General features: G+C 68.9%; 21 protein-coding genes, 1 tRNA gene and 1 pseudogene. 14 read left to right on the top strand and 9 right to left on the bottom strand.

The window, feature by feature from the left end:
- The first annotated feature begins 48 nt into the window (after nucleotides 1-48).
- The 3 genes from ACZ4E1_RS12000 (at nucleotide 49) to ACZ4E1_RS11990 (ending at nucleotide 1,918) form a co-directional block, all read left to right on the top strand.
- Complete coding sequence (locus ACZ4E1_RS12000; RefSeq protein ID WP_467538275.1) at nucleotides 49-990, top strand: metallophosphoesterase; 942 nt, start codon at nucleotides 49-51, stop codon at nucleotides 988-990.
- A gap of 44 nt (nucleotides 991-1,034) precedes the next feature.
- Nucleotides 1,035-1,796, top strand: a complete 762-nt coding sequence (locus tag ACZ4E1_RS11995; protein ID WP_467538274.1) for a Pr6Pr family membrane protein — start codon at nucleotides 1,035-1,037, stop codon at nucleotides 1,794-1,796.
- A 48-nt stretch (nucleotides 1,797-1,844) separates the two neighbouring features.
- Nucleotides 1,845-1,918: transfer RNA gene (locus ACZ4E1_RS11990), tRNA-Pro, on the top strand.
- 359 nt (nucleotides 1,919-2,277) lie between these two features.
- Here ACZ4E1_RS11990 and ACZ4E1_RS11985 read toward each other — a convergent pair.
- From ACZ4E1_RS11985 to ACZ4E1_RS11965, 5 genes are all read right to left on the bottom strand, one after another.
- Nucleotides 2,278-3,477 carry a PP2C family protein-serine/threonine phosphatase gene (locus ACZ4E1_RS11985; protein ID WP_467538272.1) on the bottom strand — a complete coding sequence of 400 codons (1,200 nt, stop codon included), beginning with the start codon at nucleotides 3,475-3,477 and terminating at the stop codon, nucleotides 2,278-2,280.
- Nucleotides 3,478-3,712: 235 nt separating this feature from the next.
- Nucleotides 3,713-3,985 carry a hypothetical protein gene (locus ACZ4E1_RS11980; protein ID WP_467538270.1) on the bottom strand — a complete coding sequence of 91 codons (273 nt, stop codon included), beginning with the start codon at nucleotides 3,983-3,985 and terminating at the stop codon, nucleotides 3,713-3,715.
- Nucleotides 3,986-4,028: 43 nt separating this feature from the next.
- Nucleotides 4,029-4,295 carry a hypothetical protein gene (locus ACZ4E1_RS11975; protein ID WP_467538558.1) on the bottom strand — a complete coding sequence of 89 codons (267 nt, stop codon included), beginning with the start codon at nucleotides 4,293-4,295 and terminating at the stop codon, nucleotides 4,029-4,031.
- Between the two features lie 103 nt (nucleotides 4,296-4,398).
- The gene (locus ACZ4E1_RS11970; RefSeq protein ID WP_467538268.1) at nucleotides 4,399-4,608 is read right to left on the bottom strand and encodes a hypothetical protein; all 210 of its coding nucleotides are present in this window, start codon (nucleotides 4,606-4,608) and stop codon (nucleotides 4,399-4,401) included.
- A 4-nt stretch (nucleotides 4,609-4,612) separates the two neighbouring features.
- On the bottom strand, nucleotides 4,613-5,203 hold the full coding sequence (locus ACZ4E1_RS11965) for a DUF5994 family protein (RefSeq protein WP_467538266.1): 591 nt from the start codon (nucleotides 5,201-5,203) through the stop codon (nucleotides 4,613-4,615).
- Nucleotides 5,204-5,511: 308 nt separating this feature from the next.
- On the opposite strand from ACZ4E1_RS11965, the gene ACZ4E1_RS11960 reads away from it, so the two are divergent.
- The 7 genes and pseudogenes from ACZ4E1_RS11960 (at nucleotide 5,512) to ACZ4E1_RS11930 (ending at nucleotide 10,460) form a co-directional block, all read left to right on the top strand.
- Nucleotides 5,512-5,997: a DUF5994 family protein gene (locus tag ACZ4E1_RS11960; RefSeq protein WP_467538263.1), complete on the top strand. Its 486-nt coding sequence runs from the start codon at nucleotides 5,512-5,514 to the stop codon at nucleotides 5,995-5,997.
- A complete protein-coding gene (locus ACZ4E1_RS11955) occupies nucleotides 5,994-6,350 on the top strand; it encodes a PRC-barrel domain-containing protein (RefSeq protein ID WP_467538261.1) in 357 nt (118 codons plus the stop codon). The genes ACZ4E1_RS11960 and ACZ4E1_RS11955 overlap by 4 nt, the downstream gene beginning before the upstream one ends.
- A gap of 28 nt (nucleotides 6,351-6,378) precedes the next feature.
- On the top strand, nucleotides 6,379-6,549 hold the full coding sequence (locus ACZ4E1_RS11950) for a hypothetical protein (protein ID WP_467538259.1): 171 nt from the start codon (nucleotides 6,379-6,381) through the stop codon (nucleotides 6,547-6,549).
- Nucleotides 6,550-6,836: 287 nt separating this feature from the next.
- Nucleotides 6,837-7,505 carry a hypothetical protein gene (locus ACZ4E1_RS11945; RefSeq protein WP_467538257.1) on the top strand — a complete coding sequence of 223 codons (669 nt, stop codon included), beginning with the start codon at nucleotides 6,837-6,839 and terminating at the stop codon, nucleotides 7,503-7,505.
- On the top strand, nucleotides 7,502-7,885 hold the full coding sequence (locus ACZ4E1_RS11940; RefSeq protein WP_467538255.1) for a hypothetical protein: 384 nt from the start codon (nucleotides 7,502-7,504) through the stop codon (nucleotides 7,883-7,885). Before ACZ4E1_RS11945 ends, ACZ4E1_RS11940 begins: the two co-directional genes overlap by 4 nt.
- Nucleotides 7,886-8,202: 317 nt before the next feature.
- Complete coding sequence (locus tag ACZ4E1_RS11935; RefSeq protein WP_467538254.1) at nucleotides 8,203-9,324, top strand: glycosyltransferase family 4 protein; 1,122 nt, start codon at nucleotides 8,203-8,205, stop codon at nucleotides 9,322-9,324.
- A gap of 98 nt (nucleotides 9,325-9,422) precedes the next feature.
- Nucleotides 9,423-10,460, top strand: a pseudogene (locus ACZ4E1_RS11930) (serine hydrolase domain-containing protein).
- Nucleotides 10,461-10,480: 20 nt separating this feature from the next.
- On the opposite strand, the gene ACZ4E1_RS11925 reads toward ACZ4E1_RS11930, so the two are convergent.
- Both ACZ4E1_RS11925 and ACZ4E1_RS11920 read right to left on the bottom strand, forming a co-directional pair.
- Entirely contained in the window at nucleotides 10,481-11,674 is a 1,194-nt protein-coding gene (locus tag ACZ4E1_RS11925) for a hypothetical protein (protein WP_467538253.1), read from the bottom strand.
- 73 nt (nucleotides 11,675-11,747) lie between these two features.
- Nucleotides 11,748-13,610 (bottom strand): toll/interleukin-1 receptor domain-containing protein, encoded by a 1,863-nt coding sequence (locus ACZ4E1_RS11920; RefSeq protein WP_467538251.1) that lies wholly within the window; start codon nucleotides 13,608-13,610, stop codon nucleotides 11,748-11,750.
- A 38-nt stretch (nucleotides 13,611-13,648) separates the two neighbouring features.
- Here ACZ4E1_RS11920 and ACZ4E1_RS11915 point away from each other — a divergent pair, with 38 nt between their 5' ends.
- Nucleotides 13,649-14,275, top strand: a complete 627-nt coding sequence (locus ACZ4E1_RS11915; protein WP_467538250.1) for a hypothetical protein — start codon at nucleotides 13,649-13,651, stop codon at nucleotides 14,273-14,275.
- Nucleotides 14,276-14,411: 136 nt separating this feature from the next.
- Here the strand turns inward: ACZ4E1_RS11915 and ACZ4E1_RS11910 are convergent, their stop codons facing one another.
- Complete coding sequence (locus tag ACZ4E1_RS11910) at nucleotides 14,412-15,926, bottom strand: hypothetical protein (RefSeq protein ID WP_467538248.1); 1,515 nt, start codon at nucleotides 15,924-15,926, stop codon at nucleotides 14,412-14,414.
- Between the two features lie 353 nt (nucleotides 15,927-16,279).
- Here ACZ4E1_RS11910 and ACZ4E1_RS11905 point away from each other — a divergent pair, with 353 nt between their 5' ends.
- The gene (locus ACZ4E1_RS11905; RefSeq protein ID WP_467538246.1) at nucleotides 16,280-18,388 is read left to right on the top strand and encodes a hypothetical protein; all 2,109 of its coding nucleotides are present in this window, start codon (nucleotides 16,280-16,282) and stop codon (nucleotides 18,386-18,388) included.
- 41 nt (nucleotides 18,389-18,429) lie between these two features.
- Nucleotides 18,430-18,780: a hypothetical protein gene (locus ACZ4E1_RS11900; protein ID WP_467538244.1), complete on the top strand. Its 351-nt coding sequence runs from the start codon at nucleotides 18,430-18,432 to the stop codon at nucleotides 18,778-18,780.
- Nucleotides 18,781-19,112: 332 nt separating this feature from the next.
- On the opposite strand, the gene ACZ4E1_RS11895 is transcribed toward ACZ4E1_RS11900, so the two are convergent.
- Nucleotides 19,113-19,619, bottom strand: coding sequence for a DUF5994 family protein (locus ACZ4E1_RS11895; RefSeq protein ID WP_467538242.1), 507 nt, complete (start codon nucleotides 19,617-19,619; stop codon nucleotides 19,113-19,115).
- A gap of 249 nt (nucleotides 19,620-19,868) precedes the next feature.
- On the opposite strand from ACZ4E1_RS11895, the gene ACZ4E1_RS11890 reads away from it, so the two are divergent.
- Nucleotides 19,869-20,144 (top strand): hypothetical protein, encoded by a 276-nt coding sequence (locus ACZ4E1_RS11890; RefSeq protein ID WP_467538240.1) that lies wholly within the window; start codon nucleotides 19,869-19,871, stop codon nucleotides 20,142-20,144.
- Nucleotides 20,145-20,200 lie beyond the last annotated feature (56 nt).

Genomic DNA, 20,200 nt, shown 5'->3' with positions numbered 1-20,200 from the left:
CGCCCCTCCCCCGGACGGACCGCGCCGTTCGTCTGACACGATGGACGTATGCGCGCGCGATACGGGATTCCCCTGAAGGTCTCAGCCGGCGTCGCGGCGGTGGGAGCCGCCGGACTCGCCTACTCCGTGGGCTTCGAGGCCCGCTCCTTCCGGCTGCGCCGGGTGACCGTCCCGGTCCTGCCCGCGGGCATGCGACCGCTGCGCCTCCTCCAGGTCTCCGACATCCACATGGTGAGCGGACAGCGCAAGAAGCAGCGCTGGCTGCGCTCGCTCGCCGGTCTGCGCCCCGACTTCGTCATCAACACGGGCGACAACCTCTCGGACCCCGAGGGCGTCCCGGAGGTCCTCGACGCGCTCGGCCCGCTGATGGAGTTCCCCGGCGCGTACGTCTTCGGGTCGAACGACTACTACGGGCCCAAGCCGCGCAACCCCGCCAAGTACCTTTTCGAGAAGGCGCAGGGCCGCTACGGGCTGAACGGGAACCCGCCGGTCGTCGGCGCGATCCACAACCCGTGGGAGGACCTGCGCGACGGCTTCGACGAGGCCGGCTGGCTGAACCTCACCAACACCCGGGGCGTGCTCAAGGTCGCCGGGATCGAGCTCGGCCTCACCGGCGTGGACGACCCGCACATCAAGCGCGACCGGTACGCGGAGGTCGCGGGCGGCCCGCTGTCCGGCCCGGACTTCTCGTTCGGCGTCGTGCACGCCCCGTACCTGCGCTCCCTGGACGCCTTCACCGCCGACGGCTACCCGCTGATCCTCGCCGGGCACACCCACGGCGGACAGGTCTGCATCCCCTTCTACGGCGCCCTGGTCACCAACTGCGACCTCGACACCGACCGCGTGAAGGGGCTGTCCACGCACGAGGCCGGGGGCCACACCTCGTACCTCCACGTCTCGGCCGGCTGCGGCGCCAACCGCTACACCCCCTTCCGCTTCGCCTGCCCGCCCGAGGCGACGCTCCTGACGCTGACCCCGGCGCGCGTCTGACGCTTCGGCTCGCCCGGCGCGGCGGGCCGTTCTAGCGTGGCGGCATGATCACCCCCGATGCCGATGCCGCCGTACCCGTACCGGAGGAGGCCGGAGCCACGCCGCTCCGGCGCCGCTCCGCGTCCCTGGCCGCCGCCTTCCGCGCGCTCGTCGCCCTGGCGGCGGCCACCGGCATCGTCATCGACCTCTCGATCAGCAACAGCGCGCTGCGCGTCCTGAGCTACTTCACGATCCAGTCGAACATCCTGGTCGCGGTCGTCCTCGCCGCCGGCGCGCTCCGGGCCTGGACGGGGCGTCCCGCGCTGCCGCCCCTGGTCACCGGCGGCACGCTCCTGTTCATCGGCATCACCGGGCTCGTCTACCACCTGATCCTGGCCAACGACTCCAGCGGTTTCTCCATGACGGACGACGCCGCCCAGGCCGTCCTGACGGGGCCCCGCCAGGTCTCCAACCAGCTCCTGCACACGGTCACCCCGATCGGCACCGCCCTCGACTGGCTCCTGTTCACCGCCCCCGGCGCCCTGCGCCTGCGGCACGCCGCGCTCTGGCTCACGTATCCGCTGGCCTACCTCGGCTTCGCCCTCGTCCGCGGCGCGATCATGACCCCGGGCACGCCGGCCCGCTACCCGTACCCGTTCCTGGACGTCGACCTGCACGGCTACGCGGGTGTCCTCGGCAACGGTCTGACCTTCGGTCTCGCCTTCTACGGGCTGGCTCTGGCCCTCGTCGGACTGGACCGGATCCGCCCCGCGATCGCCCCCGCCGAAAACCGGATTTCGTCTCAGGCCGCCGGTCCGCTAAAGTAATCGATGTCGCCGCGACCTGCAGAACAGCAGAGAGCGGAGCAACGACATCGGGGTGTAGCGCAGCTTGGCAGCGCGCTTCGTTCGGGACGAAGAGGTCGTGGGTTCAAATCCCGCCACCCCGACAGCTGAAACACCAGGTCAAGGGCCTGATCCTCACTGAGGATCAGGCCCTTCCTGCGTTTCCGGTGATCCTTTGGGAGAAATCTGGGAGACGATCTTGAGGAAGCTTCCCCCGCTGCACTGCTGATGCGGAACGCGAAGGCCGGGAGAGACTGGCCCCAGCCCTGCGCAGCAGCGAATCGCGCCTGCGGCGGCTGGGGTGCCTACAGACTGGGAAAGACTCCCAGGAAGTCGCGTACGCGACGACGATGCCGCGCACAATGGCGAACGACTCACGGAGCGCATGTCGTCGCAGCGACGAGTGCCCCCGAAGCCTGCGAAATCACCCGGCACCCGGGTTCGCGAACGGCACGGCGGCAGATCAGCCGCGCCACTCGACCAGGACGAGAGTGGCGTCGTCCGAGGTGGCTTCGCCGCGTGCTCGCTTGAGCGTGTGGGACAGGTCCCGTGCCACCGCGCGGACCCCTCGGTCCGCCTTCTCCAGCTGGTTCACCCAGTCGATCAGCTGGTCCTCGCCGAACTGTTCCTGCCCGCTCGCGTGCTCCTCGATCAGGCCGTCGGTGAAGCAGAGGATCCGGTCCCCGGGCATGAGGGTCACCTCGCCGACCTGTGGCTCTGCTCCTCCGAAGCCGACGGGGAGGGTGGTGGGACTGTCCAGACGGCCGATGACGCGGTGCTCCCGAATCAGGACGGGGGCGGGGTGCCCCGCATTGACCCACTGGAGACGACCGGTGGTCGTGTCCAGCCGCAGCATCTGCGCCGTGACGAAGTGGTCGGGGGCGAACTGCTCGGCCACGGCCCGGTCCATGAACAGGTAGATCTCGGACAGCTCGACACTGATGCGGCGGGCGTGCCGGTACGCGCCGATGGCGACGGTCGCCATGGTCGCCGCGTCCAGGCCGTGCCCCATGGCGTCGATCATGGCGAGGTGGAGGGTGTCGCCGTTGAGGGCGTAGTCGAAGCTGTCGCCGGCCACGTCGTAGGCGGGTTCCAGGACACCGGCGACGGCGACGCGCGGCATGATCATGACCAGGGGTGGCAGGAGTGACCACTGGATCTCCGCGGCGACACTCATCGGCTCGCTGCGGCGGGCACGGAAGAAGAGGTCGGTGTGGCCGTTCTTGGTCTGCAGAAGGTCGGCGACCAGCCCCGCGATCCTGCGCAGGAGTCGGCGGGCGTCCTCGTCGACCGCGTCCAGGGTGACGGCCAGGACGCCGGCCTGGTCGCCACCGTCGAGGAGCGGCACGTGGACGCGTGCTCCGTCGGCCAGCGCCGTCTCGACCGGGAGCGACGCGAGGAAGCACCGGCCGGCATCCGAGCCGTCGATGGGCACGGGCTCGCCGCCCGTCAGCCCTTCCACGAGCAGAGGAACGAGCCTCTGTTGCCCGTAGTCCTGAAGGAGGATCTGCGGATTCCTGCCGCCCAGCCGGGCCACCGTCTCGGCGACGACCAGCCCGATCCGGTGGGGCGGCAGCGCGTGCGCCCGGTCCAGGATCGTTCCCAGGAGCTCCTCCCCGAAGCTCTCCGAGCGATCGGGTGTCCCGAGCGGTCCGACCGTCATCCCGTTGCCTCCTACCGAGCGGCGATGACCTCGCCCGGCCCTGCCGTACGGGTCGGATGCCGCGCCGCGACCGGATACCGGAGCCGCCCGCATCAGAGATGTGGCCTTCAGGATGCTTCTCGGCGGCAGGTCACGCCACCCGGCCACCTTGTCACCGTGCGGAGGCACGGGCCGCAGGCGGCCGACGACGACCTCCCCGGGCCCTCCGGTCCGCCGGGGCCGGAGGCAAACTCGCTCAGCCGCCCTCTTCCTCCTCCGCTTCCATGAGACGGATGCCCTGGTGGGTGAGCGAGACCATCCCGGGTGTGTTTCCCGGCTCCCAGTCGACGGTGACCAGTCCCTCGCCCGCGAGATAGGAGCAGGCGGCGGCGAGATCCTGCTCCGGGATGCGCAGGTCGTGGTTGAGCGCGGCTCCGGTGATGCCGAGCAGACGGTTTCCTTCGGCGGCCACGTAGAGCGCCTGGAGAATCTCCTGGCGGTACCGCTGCCGCTCGTGGAGTGTCGCCATGGCCGCGTGCTCCTGTCGTCGTGTGGTGGTCGTTCGTGGCCGGTCAGGGTTCCTCGGTGTGGGGTCCGGGGCCGGTCGGCTGTCTGCTGGTGGCGAGCCAGGTGCGGGCGGGGCCTGCGGCGGTCTCGGTGTCGACGGTGAGGTGGAGCCGTGTGCCGCCACCCGGCGCCGGGTAGCTGCGCTGTTCCGCCCCGGCGAAGCACCGGCGGATCACTTCGGCGACCGCGCGGGCGGCCTCGGGGGCGGCGGAGACGATACAAATCTCGGCGTGTCCGCCCTGTGGCAGGGGCTCGTTCTCGGTGGGGTGCAACACGCGGGCTCCGTTCGGGGACAAAGCCGAGAGGCCGGCGGGTGGGTTGTCCCTGGTGTCGGGTGCCCCACCCGCGGCCTTCGGTCAGAGGAGTGGTCCGGGGTCAGGGCCAGGTGCCTGTGGGCCGGCGATCGGTGATGCGTTCGGGCGGCCTGGAGTTGCCGTGGCCAGGGGGACGGCGGAGCGAGGGGTAGGGGTCGCTGAAGTGGTGTGCCGCTATGCGTGCGTCGTGCTGGACGTTGAGCCGGTGGATCAGGCGTGTGCCGAGCGCGATCAGCAGCGCGCCTGCCACGAGCGCGATCAGGGTCTCCATGTCCTCACCTCCCCGTGTGTCCCGGCAGCGGGATCATCCGCGCGCCGACCACGGGGTGCGCCGCTGGGTGCGACCGAGCTGCCGGGGCGGCCCCGCCGTCGGTCTCCCAGGCGTCTTCGCTGCTCCGCGCCTCCCGCGTACGGCGGCCGGCCGCGGCCTCGCCGGACATCAGCGCGCCCGCGGTGAGGACGCTGCCGGGGACGGCGGCGGCGGTCATCAGCCGGGCCGCAGAGGCAGGTTCGGTCTCGGGAGGAATGACGAGCAAGTCGCAGCGGCCGGTCGTGTAGGACAGCAGGATGACCTTGTCCGGGTCCAGCTCGGTGAACCAGCCCACGTGCAGGACGTGGCCGGTGGCGGCGACCTTGCGCGGGATGACGGGCCAGTGGCCCGGGTTCACCATGACGCGCGTGATGCGGCCCCAGCGTCCTTCGAGGGCGTCAGCCAGCGGCGGCAGTTCGGCTGCCAGATCGCGCGAACGGGGCCACCAGGCGCCGTCGAGCTGCCCGGCGAGGGTGGTCTTCGGGGTGAGCGACAAGCGGGCCGGAAGTCCTGGGGTGAGGGCGCGGTTCGCTGTCCTGTCGAGGATGGTGGTCATGGCGGACCTGCCCCCGGGCTGCCCGTTGACAGCCCGGTTTTTCGTGTTCCCCGGAAATGACACCTGCGTGGAAGCGGGTGCTCGAAATACTTCCGGTACTTCCAGCGTACGTCTGCGCAGCCAGTTTTCGGCCTGGTACGGGGAGATATTTCCGGTTCGTACGGGCGAGTATGCGGCGCCGGGCGGACATGCGGGAGCCGGGGTTACCGTGGGAGTACGGCACAGCCCGCCCCCGCCGGCGGCCTGCCGCCCTCTCGGGCGCGGCCGTGACGGGCCGCGGCACCGCACTCGTAAGGAGCGGACCCACCATGGCCGATCCCGACATCCCGCCCCTGCCCCCCAAGCTCCTGCCGGACGAGATCCATCACGCGGTACGCCCCGGTACGGCTCTGCTCCGGCTGGAGACGACGCACTCACGGCAGGGCATGCTCGACGGGGCCTGGTGGCCGCGCACCCGAGACGTGGAACAGGAGGTTCCCGCGCTGGTGTCCGTCCTGACCGAGCACCTCGGGCCCATCACCCGAGTCGGCCTGGACGCCACCGCGTGGGACGAGATTCCGACCCGGCTGATCATCGACGGCCAGGTCGTCCACCTCGACTCCTTCCCCGTCGCCGACGACACCGTCCTGATCACCCGCGGCGACAACGACCACTTCGCACTGATGGTGGTGCCGCCGGACACGGAACCTGATACCGCCCGCACGGCCATGGCCCGCGCGGTCCACGCCGACAACATCACGCCGGCCACCGAGCTCCTCGTCGCCACACCGCCCGAGGGCGGAGGCGCGGCATGATCCTGACGGCAGACATCCGCGAGTGGCGCAACCAGGCCGTGGTGGACCCCGGCGGCCACAAGATCGGCGAACTGGAGTCCGTCTACGTCGACACCAGCACCGACGAACCGGCCATGGCCACGGTCCGCGTTGGCCTGCCCACCCGGCACCGCCTGGTGTTCGTCCCCCTAGAAGGGGCGACGGTGGGGCCCGGATACGTGCGGGTCACCCACGACAGGAAACTGGTGAAACAGAGCCCCTCCATCGGCACGGACAGTGTCCTGCCCTTCGAGGACGAGGAAGCCGTCTTCCACCACTACGGCCTTGCTTACGAACCCGGTGCGAACGGCGAACGGCAACTCGCCCGACGCTGAGCACCCGACCCTTGAGGAGGCGGCCCCCATGACACTCTTCCTCGCCCTGATCATCGTCGCGATCATCCTGGGCCTCATCGGCGCCGTCGCCGACGGACTCCTCTTCCTGCTCTTCATCGGCATCGCGGCACTCGTGGCGGACCTCCTCTACATGACTCTGCGCACCCGCCACGCCGCCCGCCACCGCCCGCTCCGGTGACCTTCGGGGACGGGTCTGGAAGGTCGCGACGAAGCCCCAGGTCTCCGACCCGGGGCCGCTGTCCACCATGCGGACGCGATGCTGCGCGCCGCTGCCGACGTACACGTGGGATCAGGCCAACATCATCGAGCAGCCGCCACGGCGGCATGCCTCTCGATCGCACCTCTCACCTGGGGAATTAAGAACCTCGCCGACGTGCTCATCCCGCCACTGCACGGGCAGACGAGAAGAAGCTCCCAGACACCTCGGAGAAGACCCGCCGGGCTCCTTGGCCAGAAGCAAAGGAGATGATCGCCGAAGCCAGGAGGGCCCCCTCCGGGCATCCCTCCCGTCGATACCTCGCGGCTCAAGTCGTGGACTGGAAGGGCCACATCGTCGTCACGGTCTTCGCCCACGCCGCGCTGGAGGGCAAGACCTTGCACTTCGTTACCCGCCCTCAGGTTCTTGCACCGCTCAAGGGCGAAGCCTGCGCCGAGTCCGCGAAGGGCTGGGAACTGATCGGGAAGGTCCTGCCCGCGCCCGTCCACGCCGCCGGCGACACGATCGCCCTGGCGCACCGGTCGTACGGCATCATCATCCGCGCCCTGGGGACCCTCGTGTTCGGCGCGCTCGCACAAGCCATGCGCCAGCAGGCGGCAACGGCTCTAGACCAGTCGGCGAAGGACGACGACAAACCGGTAAGCCTGCGCGAGTACTGCGCTCACATCGAGCCGGAGGACATGCACCAGACCGAGGACGCGGCCCGGCACATCTCCATCCTCCAGTCGCGGATGTTCAGCGCCGTCACCGCCTTCCTCGACGACCACGACGTCTTCACCGGCGACTTCAGACGTCAGGCGGACCAGGTCGTCACGCATTTCTTCATCAGCGGCGACCACAACCAGGTGAACACCGGAACCGTGCACGGCAACCAGGCGCAGAACAACCAGACCGACGGTGCAAAGGCGAAGGGATGACCATGCGACGACGCGACGCGAGCGGCGGCGGGATGCACATCACCGGCAGCGGCAACCAGATCAACACGGGGAGAGTCGGCGGCGACCAGCGACAGGTCTTGGTCAGCGGGAGCGCCGAGGACACCTCGCTCGTCCTGGCCGCACAGACGAAGCTGGCCGAGCTGAAGGCCGCCCTTGAAGAGCACGCCGCCGAGCTGAGCAACCCAAGTCTCGCCCACCGGACCGCATCCCGGATCGGCGAGGAACTGAACAGCCCATCCCCTGACCGGCGGCGCATCACGGAGAACCTGGAAGACCTTGGACTGGCTGTCGGCGCCGTGTCGTCCGTCATCACCGTCCTCCAGGGGCTCGCAGCCGCGGTGGCCGCATTACACGGCTGAGAGCCGACCAACGAGTGGCATCGCTGGGAGCCGTCTGGGAGCAACCCGCTCCCCGAGCCTCTCGCACACCGCCCGAGACCGCCCCACCTCAATGCCCTGACCAGGCAAAACACCAAGGTCAAGGGCCTGATCCGGAAGCGGATCAGGCCCTTGCTGCGGCTCCGGTGATCGTTTGGGAGGACTCTGGGAAAGCCATCCCGGCATCTTGTTCACCCGGACCCGCAACATCCTTCCCGCAGACGGCACTCAGTGGGATGCCACGTTCGCCGCCGGGCTGACATCTCCCGCCTGTACGAAGAGATCCCTCAAGGAGCCCTGTGAGCCCCACCGTGCACCCCGCCAAGGGCCCTTTGGCCGCGACCTTCCTCGACCTTCCGGCCGGAAGCCCCGGAGGAAGCGTCGAACTCTTCCTCGACCTGTACACCGGACCGGCTCCGCTCATCCCCGCACGGGCGTTCATGCTGGCCCCGGCCGGCCCCAGACCCCCGGTCCCCGCCGGACTCGACCTCCTGACAGCGACCGGCAAGTGCCTGGAAGGCGCCGCCTTCAGTCGCTACGTATCAGCCCTGCGGCAGGCCCTGGTGACCGCGATCAGCCCGGCCCGGATCGGCGTCCTGCACCTCCAGCACCTCACCTTCGGTGCTACCCCGGCCTTGATCCGCGCTCTTCCGTCGCACCCCAGGATCGCGCTGGTCCACGGCACCGACCTGCTCTTCGCGGAGGCCCATCGCGACCAACTCCATGTGCTGCGCGAGACCGTACGCGCCGCCGACGCCATCGTGGTGCCCACCACGGCGATGACCGACCGCCTCCTGAAGCTCGCCCCGCGGACCGACCGCCGCAAGATCGTCCATATCCCCTGGGGCGTCCCCGACCGGCTGCTCAGCGATCCGCCGCCCCGGCCCGCGCACACCTCCTCCGCCGCCTTTCGACTGCTTTACGCCGGGCGGCTGACCTCGGAGAAGGGCGCCGAGCACCTGGTCACGAGCCTGGCGCCCCTCCCCGGTGTCGAACTGAGCATCGCCGCCCCCAGAGCGCAGTTCCATGCCTTGGCCCCGCTCCTCCGGAGAGCTGGCGTGCGCGTCCACTACCTCGGCTGGCTCCGCCGCCCGCAGCCGTGGAAAGCCTTCGCCGAGCACGACCTCCTGGTCATTCCCTCCACGACGCTGGAGGCCATGGGCCTGGTCGCCCTGGAGGCCCAAGCCTGCGGACTCCCCGTCCTGTACCAGCCCGTTCCCGGCCTCAATGAAGCCCTCGCCGCGTCCGGAGCAACCACCGACTTCACCCACTCCGCCTCGCTCGCCCGCGACCTCGAGCGACTCAGAAACACGTCTGGCCTGCTCCCCGCTCTCCAGCAGGCCGGCTACGCGAACGCCGCCCGCCACCCGCTCTCGGCGACCGCCGCAGAACTGACCGGACTCGGCCGGCAGCTCACCTGAACGGGGCTGCGGACCGCGCCCAGACACGCCATTGCCGCACCCTCTCCGCCACGTCACTACGCTGACTCGGCGGGACACCGATCGCGAACAGGGAGACCATGACGTACCGCACCGACCGCATCGAGCAGCTTCTGAGCGAGGGCGTCCGCGACAAGGTCTACCCAGGCGCTGTCTGGGCCGTCGGTGACGCCGACGGAACCCACGCCCAGGGAGTCACCGGAGTCCTCGACCCCGCCGAGCCGGACCGGCCGATGCAGCGGGACACCGTTTTCGATGCCGCCAGCCTGACGAAGATCCTCGCTGTGTGGGCCTCCATCGGGACGCTGTGGGGAGAAGGCAAGCTCGACCTCGATGCCCCGCTCGGCCCCTTCTGGCCCGAGGCCGACGGACACCCGTTGGGAGCCGTGACGGCCCGCAACCTGCTGACCCACACCGCGGGCCTTCCACTGCGGGCCCAGCTGAAGAACCTGTACGGCACCGACCCACAGGACGTCCGCGACGGAGTCCTGCACGAGGCACTGCGCAGGTCGCCGGGCGAGGCGGTCGACTACACCGACCGTGCCGCCCTCATCCTCGGATACCTGGCCTAGCACCTTTCCGGGCAGCCGCTCGACCACCTCTCGACGGATCGGACATGGCAGCCGCTGGGCATGAACGCGACCCGCTTCGGCCCGCTCCCTGCAGAGGTTGCCGCGCGCTGCGCCCCGACCGAGCTCGACCAGGACAGTGGCACCCACCTCAAGGGCATCGCCCACGACTTCTCCGCCCGGCTCCTGGGCGGCGCGTGCGGCATCGCCGGCGTCTTCACCACCCTGGACGACCTCGGCATCTTCCTGCGCCACATGCTCACCGCCACCCCGGGAGGAGCTGGGTTCGGGCCCGACTGGACCACAGAGTCACTGACCGTCCAGACCGGTGGCCTGGAGCCCGTACGCGGCCTGTTCTGGCACCCGGCGCCCGGCACCGACCCCGCCGACGACGTCTGGGTCCACTACGGCTTCACCGGCACCGGCATGTGGATCTCACCGCGCCAGGGCCGATGGGCGGTGCTCCTGACCAACAAGCTCTACTACACCCGCGACCGACAGCACCTGGCGGAAGTCCGCAATGCCTTTCGCTCACTGGCCTTCTCCTGACACAAACCTCGGGCAGGCGCTCACCTGGGGATGACCAGGTCCCGAAGCTGCGACGGGGTAGGTCCCTTGTCGCGATAGATCAGGATGCCAACGGTGATCACCACCAGGGGCAGCAATGCGGTGAGCGCGGCATCGGGCAGACCTGCGAACGCCGCCACCGCCATCGCGGAGATGACGACACCTCCAAGTGCCACCAGGCGCAGCCCCTCACGATGAACGACCTTCGGAGCATCGCCGATCTGCTCCTCGTCGAGCAACTGGCTGACCTTTCCTGCGGCATAGCGCTCGGCAATGGTCAGCAGCATGACCGCCATGTCCTGCAGGGCCTGCTTCGGATCCGAATCCTGCCGGGCTTCAGCTTCCCGCAGGGCACCGACTACGCGGCCGATGTGGTCTGCCGTGGCTCGACGTTGATGCGCTCGTGCCCTGCCTCGCCGTATGCGGGGAGCCTGCCACAGGACCCGTTCAACCGTGCTCAACGAGACCTTGGGGACGTCATCCCCTGCGTCCTCATTGCTCAGTTTCTCGAACTCGCGACCGCACTCGACCGCAGCCAAGACCAATGCGACGACAGGCCAGCACAGCGAGAAGTCAGCACGGCTCCTGTCTCCCCATCTGCGCGACTTGTCCCTTGACCTCCGCTCCCGCTGCGCTGGTCGCTGGGCGACCACCATCAAGACCCTGACGAGCAAGGAGAAGAGGCCCATCATGACCATCACCAGGATGAGATAGCGGAGCCCCGTGAAGGCATCCTCTGGCCAGTTCCACGACCGCACTGAGTCCGCGAGAGCAGTCGCCATCGATCGGAATTCCTCGACTGAAGTCTTGGGGTGGGGGGACTCGTCAGTCGGCGGCGGGCGCCAACTCAGGACTTCCTGCGCATTCCATGCCACATAGATATAGGACGTGAAAAGTGCCCCCGAATCAGGGAGAGAGATCTGCGCCGCGTACCACCACCGCACCACCCACTCAGGAGTGAGTCCCTGCTCCACAGGGACGGGCCTGTCGGCGAGCGTCGACGGCAGGACCTCGTGCGCTTCTCTCAGCAGGGGCTCCGCATGATCGACGGCGACCCTGCGTCGGTGCTGCCGAACAGCCCGGCCCACTGCACGTGCTTGCGCCCGCACCCAGTTCTGAAACGGGACGTACGACCATATGAGGATGGGGATGCCTATGAGGCCGCCAAGATAAAGAAGTGTCAGAAGTACCTTCACGCCCCGCAGTCTTGCCGATCAGGGGAAGGCATACTCCTCTGCCCGCCCGCGGTCGACCCGCTGCACCGGTGCCTCACCCCGCCGCCGAGAGACCGAAATCCGCTCCGGAGATGGCAGCGAGAGCGGCAGTGACGTCTTGGAGGGGCGCCTGCAGCCCGACGAGGGCGGCCCGCATGGCCGGCGCCTGGTCCCAGGCCCGTTCGTGATCGAGCGCACCGGTGTCCGGGCCGCGCCGGGATTCCCAGTCACGGAGTCGCGGATGCCATTCCGTGGTGAAGGGCCGCAGCACGCCGTTGAGCAGGCGGTCCGCCAATGCCTGCACCGAGTCGGGGGCAAGGGCGGGCGTCTGGAGGCCCACGCTGTAGCGGTGCAGAGTGTCGCGGGTGAAGGAGAAGAGGCTGTGCAGGGACGTCAGCGCCTCGCGCAGGCTGCCCCCGTCCGCAGGCAGCGGCTGCACACCGATCCGGCTGACCAGTTCGACCTGCAGGTCGAAGGCAGCCATCCGCTCTGTCTCACTCATGGCCATCGGCGCGGTCTCCCTCCGCCCACCGGGGACTGATACCACGCCCAGCGTAGTGGCGGCGCCCAGGAGAGAGAGCACTGTCCGACGCAAAGCCTCCGCGCGGGCCGGGTCTGGCTCATGGTTGCGCCAGGCGTGGTCCATCACCGGGTGCAGGCGGTGGCCGTCGGGGCTGGGCTCCAGCAGACCACGCGCTGTCAGTTCGGCCAGCCCCGCCGCCGCACGACGGCGCGCGACCGTCGGCTGCAACCCCTCGGCCGTGAACACCGCAGAGGCATCGGCTTCGGTCACCGGAAGCGGGAAGCGCGCACCCGCGCAGCGCAGCACGTCCCTGGCCTCGACCGGAGCGGTCAGCGCATCACGTACGTAGTCCGCGGTGATCTCCTCACCCGCGAGGACGTCGAGCAGCGACCGGCCCGGTTCGTAGAGCCCTGCAACAAGGCTCGCGGCATCCTGCCCCGCGCGAACGGCTCGTCCCAGCAGTGCGAGAGCCCCGGAGTGCCCTCCGACCGCGTACACCACGTCGGATCCGCCGCCGAGCACAGCGGCGGCCTCCTGCGGCAGCGGCTCCAGGTCGAGGTGCTCGCCGAGCCCTCCATAGGCACGGCTGCGGGTGAGCAGCAGGGTACGTACGGCCGGGTGCGGAGAGGCCAGCTCCGCGGCGGCGCGGGGTGGCAGTCCGCACGGCACGTCGTCGACGATGTACAGGCAGGGGCCGTTGTCGAGGAGGTCGCCGGCCGGTGGGCGCGGTGCGTCGGCCCGCGCCCAGTGCACACCACCGGGGAAGGCCGCCCCGAAGCGCATCGCGTACTCCCTGGCGAGCCGGGTCTTGCCGATCCCGGGCATCCCGCGCAGCTGCACGGGCCTGGCCACGGTGCGGCCGGTGACCAGGGGGGCTTCCTGCGCGTGCAACGCACTGTGCAGCCACCACAGTTCGGGGAGTCGGCCGGCGAACTCGCCAACGACTGAAGGCAGCACGCCGTGCAGGCGCGGAGGCTTGATCTCGAGCGGCATGGGGCCCGCCACCTGGCCCAGATGACGGATTACGTCCGCTGCGAGCTCTTCGTCACGGCCGTGCCGAGTGTCGCGGAGCTCCACCGGGTGAATGTGGTCGGTGGAAGGCTCGGGGTTCACGACCAGGACCCGGCGCCGCGGATCACCCTCGCTCAGGCCGGCGAGGAACGCCGCGGTCAACTCCCATTGGCAAGCTGGGCGTTCCGGATAGCCGGTGGAGTAGTACGCGAGCAGAACGCGGGACTCTGCGAGGGCACGGCGGATAGTGGCGCTGATGCCTGCAAAGCCCGCGACGGCGGACTCGTCGGTGAACACCTTCAGTCCGGCCTGGGTCAGCGCTCGATGCAGTGGCCGGACCCGGTCGGCGTCCCTGCGGCTGTAACTGAAGAAGACGTCCCACACGATGCCATACCCTACTGTGGGGATCCGGGGAGGCGATCATGACGCAGTCCGGCGAGGCACCGCGGCGTGGACGCGGGACACCGGCGCAGGTGACAGCGAAGCTGACGATTCCATTCGTCGGCGAGGTGTCCGGCGTGTGGGAGCCTGCGGATGCCGAGCGTACGGCCGCATGGCAGTTGTACTTCCAACTGGCCAGCCGGGTAGCGGTGGTTCCGCTAGAACGCGAACAAGGCGTTCTTCGCGAGGCGCTGAGCTCGCTCTACTCCCTCTACGACGTCACACGCGGAATCTTGCACGAGCACGGCCCGGCGGTCGCGCCTCCCGTACCTCCGGGACGCCTGACGTTCGGCGTACTCGCGATGGTGACCCTCAATCGTGTGCTGCGGCCCCTGCTGACGATTTGGCACCCGAAGCTGGCGGCGTATGAAGCCATGCGACCTGCCGACCAAGACCCGGTGACCTACGAACGAGAGTGGCCGGAGGCCGACGAGTTGCGCCACCAGCTGGCGGCCACGCGTGAGGCCCTGCGCTCCCTGGCCCGGACCCTCCAGCAGGTCGCGGGGGTAGGCGACTTGATCGACCTCCCGGTGCCCCAGCCGCCGCGGCTTCCGTCACCGCCTCGCCCGCGTCCCATCGATGGGCGCTCTGAGGCCCCCCCCCGCTGATTAGAGAGGGCCTTCTGGCGCTCGCGGCTTGACCAGTGTTCCCCGACGGCGGCCCCCACCTTCTTTGATCTTCGGTCCGGCACCCTGATCGCCAAGCGAAGAAGTACGCGTATCCAGGAGAAGCGCAGAAGTGCCCTCACTGCCCACTGCCCCTGGCACAGGACCGGGCGCCGCCAGGCGCCCATGTCGCCACATGCTCTGCCCTTACTCGCAGCGTCGGCAAGGGCCCGTCTGCTGAAGCTTGCCTCTCGGGGTCCCAGAGCCAGAGGTCGTCGCCCGACCGTTCAAAGGCGAGCACAGGATGCCCCGTAGGGAGGGGGCCGTTCTCAACCGCCGGCAGGTCGACGACTGGCCTGACACAGACGAGCGTGCCGTCCAGCCCGAAGTATGGAGCAGGGTCCTTGCCTTCGGCTGCCGCATGAGCCGTACGTGCCGCTGCCGACGTCACAAGATGGAGGCTCGTGGTCGTGATCGTGAGCATGTAGACGACGGCGATGGCCATCACCATGGCCATATTCATCGCCTTGCCCCCACCGATCCAGTAGAAGTACCGAGCCCATCCCATCATCGCAAGGCAGACAAACAGAACGCAGGCGCTAAAGAAGACGGGCTTCACTGCGATCCCGTAGGTCCACACGGGATCGACAGAAACGGCGTCCACCGGGATACCGAAACCATCGTTGAGGTATCCGGCTTGCAGGAAGTGCCCAGCGAACGGCAGAACCCAAGGCAACGGCAACACCAGAACGGGCGCCAGAGCGACCGCATGCCGCGCCAAACGACTCAACCGCCAGGCGTGCCAAATACCGCGACCCACAAGCCAGGTGAGCGCCACCAGAAGGGCACCGCCCAATACGCCGACCGGACCACCGGCGCCAACTCCCGCCTCCACATATCCCGCGGTTGCCATGCCCGTCACCAGCAGGGCCCCTGCGCCGAACCGCACTAGCCCGGGTGCCTGGGCGGCTCCTCCAATCACCCATCGGCCCAATATCCAGGCGACCACCACCAAGGGCAGCGCGAGAAGTCCGCGCCAAGGCCACGGAGCCAAGTGTGCCAACCAGCCGTACGCGAATAGCGCCAGGACCACGACTCCACGAATGGCCAGTCCTGCACGGCCATGCCACCACTCGTCACGGTCCGCGTCCGAAGCATCAACATTCGGACCGTCACCGGGCCGTGCTCCGTGCCTTCCCTCGACGAACGTAACGCCGCACACCGCACGTTCCAACGCCGCCTCGGCTTCTGCCTTACTGCCCGGTCCCACCAGCCGCACCGTGCGGTGAACATCTGCTCGACCCATCGCGACCCACGACTTTGCGAGCCACATTCGCAGAGCGCCTCCGCCCCAATTGGGCTCCCGGTACATGTGCCAGAGGCTGGTGGGCCGTTCCTCCCGCTCCCGAGGAACGAGGCCGGCCTGCTCCACCTCCACATCGGGACGATCTGCGGTCAGCGCCCTCACTTGCCGTTCGGCCTCCGCGCGCGCTCCCCACTCTGCCCCGGCGAACCACACGTCTAACCGATAGCGCACCTCGGCAGGGCGGTCAGCCTCGCTGTCGTCATCCATGTCGTCGAGGCGCCTCACTACCCACTGCGCCTCCTCGAACCGAGCTCGTACCAGTGCCTCCTCCACCGGGTCGCGGCGCATGCGGACGATCACAGTGACGCGACGATCGCCTGCGCGCCGGGGAACGACGCTTCCGGATGACAGGGCAGGAGACGACTCCGGTCCCGCCCCCTCCACCTCGGCGGGAGCCGCATTATCACCCCGCGGCGATCGCGAACGCCGGGGCCTGACAAGGCTGCTCAACAACATCACCACGATCCTCCGATGCAGTCTGAGGGGCGTCGGAAGCTTGTCCAGCCAAGAATCCTTGCATGCGCCGTGCCGGACGGATTCACCCGATCCTGGTGGAGCGACTCCGCAGGCGAAGAGTGGATCCGACCGGGAGGGATCAAGCCAACATCGTCAGGCTCTGGCCCGCCCACAGCAGCCCGACCATGCGCTCCAGTCAGCAGATCTTCACTCCGCTCACTGAACGCATCCGGCCAGACGATGCCCCGCCGACTCCCGCCATCCGCGCCTCCCGGATACCTCTGATCTGTGCGGGCAGGATGTGCCTGCACCAGGCGGAGCTCTCGGGGGAGGTGGCGCATGTCTCTGCTGCCGTGGCGGATGCCGCCGAGGGGCCGTTGTTCTCCACCAGCGTGCAGAGGCAGGGCTCCGCGGACCCACACCCCAGCATTCCCCTGCAGCCTTGCCCGTACGAGGCAAGCGCCGCAGCCAACCGTCGCCCCTGGCGGGACACCTACAGCCAACGCGACGACACCCCGAGCGCAAGTGCAGTCACGCGCCAGCTCGCGTGCATCATGCATGAGCGCGTCGACCGTATCGGCCAGGCTCGTGACCTGGTCGGCCGCTGGCAGGACCGCACACTCGGGCGGCGGGAACGCAAGATACGGCGACTACCCGACATCGTCGGTGAACAACTCGCTGCATGGAGTCTGAACAACGTGCTCAACGCACGTAAGCGACCAGCCCCGTCATTCGGCTTCAGTCTGGCTCCGGTTCTGACGCACGCGGTTGCGGCCCGCCGTCAACAGCGAGTACGTGGGCTGCTTCTCGCGAGCACGGCCGCGCTGGTCACTGCACGTCACCCGTGGGGGGCTGGGGCCCTCGCGGCTATCTCAGTGCTGTACCACGTACTCGTCACCGCCGGCCGCTTCAGTGCTCTGGTCCGCTGGGGTCTCAGTGGCTTGGTGCCCATAGCCGTGACCGGCGCCGGCGCCTTCCTTGTCTGGACCCGGCTAAAGGCGCACTCGTCCGCAGTCGCATTCGCCGTACAGGACGCAGTGTCGGCTGGAGTGTGGCTGACACTTCTCCTCACCGCCATTTACGCCCTCGACGGCTGGGTCGCCCTGGGGTATGCCCACTCCCTGCGCCGGACACGCGAGTACATCGCGCGACGCCCACGGCTGGCCCCTCGTGCCGCTACCAAGATCGCTGGATGCGAGTCGGCGGAGCTCTGGCAGAGCACCCCGTACCTGAAAGAGGGCACCGGACGGCACCGGTTCATTGGCGCCGGTCTCGATCCATGGCCGTCAGGCGGGCCGCGCATCCAGCTCACCCCGGCCCGCCGCGCGAATGACGACGAGGGCGAGGACAGAGAAAAGACCGTACCGGCCAGCGGCGAGAACGGAATTCTCAAGTTCGAGGCCGACGAACTGCTCGACAAGGTACGCGACGAACTTGAACGCCTCAGCGGCACCCTCGTCGAGACTCACGCCCTGCCCCACTGCGATGTCTTCGAGACACTCGCCGTGCCCCAGAGCCGCTGGAAGAGCCTCCCGTGCGTCCCGGATCGCCCTCGGCCGGGACCGGGCAGAGAGAGGTCCAAGGCACCCGAGCGGGCACCCTGGCCCGAGGCCGGCGAGATGATCGCCGAGGGGCGACAAGCCCCCTCCGGACATCTCTCACGGCGCTACCTGGCTGCCCAGGTGGTCGATTGGGAAGGCCAGACCGTCGTGACGGTATTCGCGCACGCGGCGCTGGAAGGCAAGACGCTGCACTTCGTAACCCGCCCGCATGTGCTCGCTCCGCTACGCAAGGAAGTCAGCGCCGAACCCGCCCGGGGCTGGGCACTCCTCCGCAAGATCGTGCTCACACCGGCCCATGCTCTCGGTGACACGATCGCCCTTGCCCACAGCTCGTACCTCGTCCTCCTGCGCGTACTGATCAGTCTCCTACCCGGCGTATTCGGACGTGCATTGCGCCAGCAGGTGGCCAAAGCACTGGACACGGAAGGGAACCCGCGGGACGACGCCAAACCAGTCAGCCTGCGTGAGCACTGTGCCCTGGTCGACCCAGAAGACATGCACCAGGCCGAAGACGCTGCCCGACACATCTCCATCCTCCAGTCGCGCATGTTCAGCACTGTCAGCGCTTTCCTGGACGACCACGGCGTATCCACCGGCGAATTCCGGCGCCAGGCAGAACAGTTCGTCACCAAGGTCTTCATCAGCGGAGACCACAACCAGGTGAACACCGGCACCGTGAACGGCAATCAGACACAGGCTAACCCGGCAGAAAACACGACGGCGAAGGGATGACAATGGGAATCTGGCGAGCGCGGCCTGACGCGGGGGGCGGAGTGCACATCACTGGCAGTGCCAACCAGATCAACACCGGACGTGTCGGCGGAGACCAACGGCAGATCCATATCGGCGGCACGCCTTCGGATACCGCCCAGCATCTGGCAACGGCCCGAGCGAAGCTGGCCGAGCTGGCTGCCGCACTGGAGGAACACACGGCGGAGCTCAACAACTCCGATCTAGCCCACCGGACAGCCACACGCATTGCTGAAGAACTCGACAGCCCGACCCCTGACCAGCGCCGTCTGACGGAGAATCTCGAAGATCTCAGCCTTGCCGTCGGCGCCGTGGCATCCGTCGTCACTATCGTGCAGGCCCTCACCACTGCGGTGACCGCCTTGTACAGCTGACTGTCCGATCCTGCGGACGAGCTGGGAGACATTGGGGAGCCGACCTGCTCTTTGAGCCCTTCTCATTCCGCGCGACACCGACTGAGCCCACCTATCTGACCTGCGGAAACGCCATCGATGCTGGCAGAGTTAGCAACCGAACCTCATTCGGGACGAAGAGGTCGTGGGTTCAAATCCCGCCACCCCGACAGCTGAAACACCAGGTCAAGGGCCTGATCCTCTCTGAGGATCAGGCCCTTCCTGCGTCTTTGGTGATCCTTTGGGAGAAATCTGGGAGACGATCTTGGTCGAGGTCTCCCGGACCGGTGACCTGCGCTCCCTCAAAGGCCCCGTCAGATCCCTTCCTCGACATCGCGGGTGGCACGGGGCAGCTCGGCTACGAGGATCTGGGCCGCCTCGGTGACGTTGTCGGTGCGGACGGCGCGGGCCATGGCCGCGCGGGCGGCGTCGGGGTCCGCGCCGGGCGGGACGACCATGAGGGCGAAGTGGTCCTCGTCGCCCCGGGTGATCAGCGCGGTGTCGTCGCCGACGGGAAAGGAATCGAGGTGCACGACCCTGCCCTCGACGGTCAGGCGGGTCGGCACGCCGTCCCAGGCAGTGGCGTCCAGACCGACACGGGTGATGGGGCCGAGGTGTTGGGTCAGCGCGGTGACGAGCGGGGGGACCTCCTGCTCGACATCCCGTGTGCGAGGCCACCACGCCCCGTCGAGGATTCCCGTGCGGGAAGGCGTGGTCTCCAGCCGCAGCAACGCCGTACCCGGCCCGACGGACTCGTGGATGGCGTCCGGCAGCAGGCGCTCGGGGGCGGAGGGATTACCGGGATTACCTGCGTCTGTCATGGCTGAACCACCTGTTCGCGAGGGTGCGTCGCACTGTGCCGGATCGGCGCCGCGGCAGGTGGTGGGCGCCCGCCGACGAGCCCCCGCCCCTTCACCGTACTCCGGGCGCCAGTGCGTCCGCGCTGTTCAGGCGCGCGGTCGGCGGGACGTACGGTGGGGGTACGACGAGCGAGTCTGCCGAGCAGTACTCCCCGTTCGACATCGCTTCCGCCCGGCGGGAGTGCCCCGGGGTGAAAGGAGGGTGCCGCTGTGGCCCCCAACGATTCAGAGCCCGCAGAGCCCCTGCCGACGCCGGGACACGCCGAGGTCCGCATCGTCGCCGCCACCCCCGATGCCGCCCGGGCGGTGGCTGAGGTGCTGCGGCGCTGCTTCGCCGGCGGGGAGCAGCGCAGTTACCCCGCTCCCGGCGGGGGCACCCGGCTCCACCTCACGGTCGACACCACGCACACGGCTGAGCCGGCCCGTTCCTGGCTGGCCACCAGCAGGCCGTCCCGCGGGACCGGCCCGCACTCCGAGGAACCCTGACACGGGAGGTCCGGGCGCGCCGGTTTGGTGTGGCCGGGCGGGCCGCCGGGGGCATT

The organism is Streptomyces sp. NPDC025806, from assembly GCF_055558275.1.
This window is presented reverse-complemented; position numbering and strand designations above follow the sequence as displayed.

Bases quoted from the DNA above. Each gene is read 5' to 3' on its own strand.
- ACZ4E1_RS11895 (WP_467538242.1), bottom strand. From the start codon at position 19,619: ATGACAGACGCAGGTAATCCCGGTAATCCCTCCGCCCCCGAGCGCCTG.
- ACZ4E1_RS11945 (WP_467538257.1), top strand. From the start codon at position 6,837: ATGATCGCCGAAGCCAGGAGGGCCCCCTCCGGGCATCCCTCCCGTCGA.
- ACZ4E1_RS11950 (WP_467538259.1), top strand. From the start codon at position 6,379: ATGACACTCTTCCTCGCCCTGATCATCGTCGCGATCATCCTGGGCCTC.
- ACZ4E1_RS11980 (WP_467538270.1), bottom strand. From the start codon at position 3,985: ATGGCGACACTCCACGAGCGGCAGCGGTACCGCCAGGAGATTCTCCAG.
- ACZ4E1_RS11915 (WP_467538250.1), top strand. From the start codon at position 13,649: ATGACGCAGTCCGGCGAGGCACCGCGGCGTGGACGCGGGACACCGGCG.
- ACZ4E1_RS11955 (WP_467538261.1), top strand. From the start codon at position 5,994: ATGATCCTGACGGCAGACATCCGCGAGTGGCGCAACCAGGCCGTGGTG.
- ACZ4E1_RS12000 (WP_467538275.1), top strand. From the start codon at position 49: ATGCGCGCGCGATACGGGATTCCCCTGAAGGTCTCAGCCGGCGTCGCG.
- ACZ4E1_RS11965 (WP_467538266.1), bottom strand. From the start codon at position 5,203: ATGACCACCATCCTCGACAGGACAGCGAACCGCGCCCTCACCCCAGGA.
- ACZ4E1_RS11960 (WP_467538263.1), top strand. From the start codon at position 5,512: ATGGCCGATCCCGACATCCCGCCCCTGCCCCCCAAGCTCCTGCCGGAC.
- ACZ4E1_RS11940 (WP_467538255.1), top strand. From the start codon at position 7,502: ATGACCATGCGACGACGCGACGCGAGCGGCGGCGGGATGCACATCACC.
- ACZ4E1_RS11985 (WP_467538272.1), bottom strand. From the start codon at position 3,477: ATGACGGTCGGACCGCTCGGGACACCCGATCGCTCGGAGAGCTTCGGG.
- ACZ4E1_RS11910 (WP_467538248.1), bottom strand. From the start codon at position 15,926: ATGCGCCGCGACCCGGTGGAGGAGGCACTGGTACGAGCTCGGTTCGAG.
- ACZ4E1_RS11905 (WP_467538246.1), top strand. From the start codon at position 16,280: ATGCGCTCCAGTCAGCAGATCTTCACTCCGCTCACTGAACGCATCCGG.
- ACZ4E1_RS11970 (WP_467538268.1), bottom strand. From the start codon at position 4,608: ATGGAGACCCTGATCGCGCTCGTGGCAGGCGCGCTGCTGATCGCGCTC.
- ACZ4E1_RS11995 (WP_467538274.1), top strand. From the start codon at position 1,035: ATGATCACCCCCGATGCCGATGCCGCCGTACCCGTACCGGAGGAGGCC.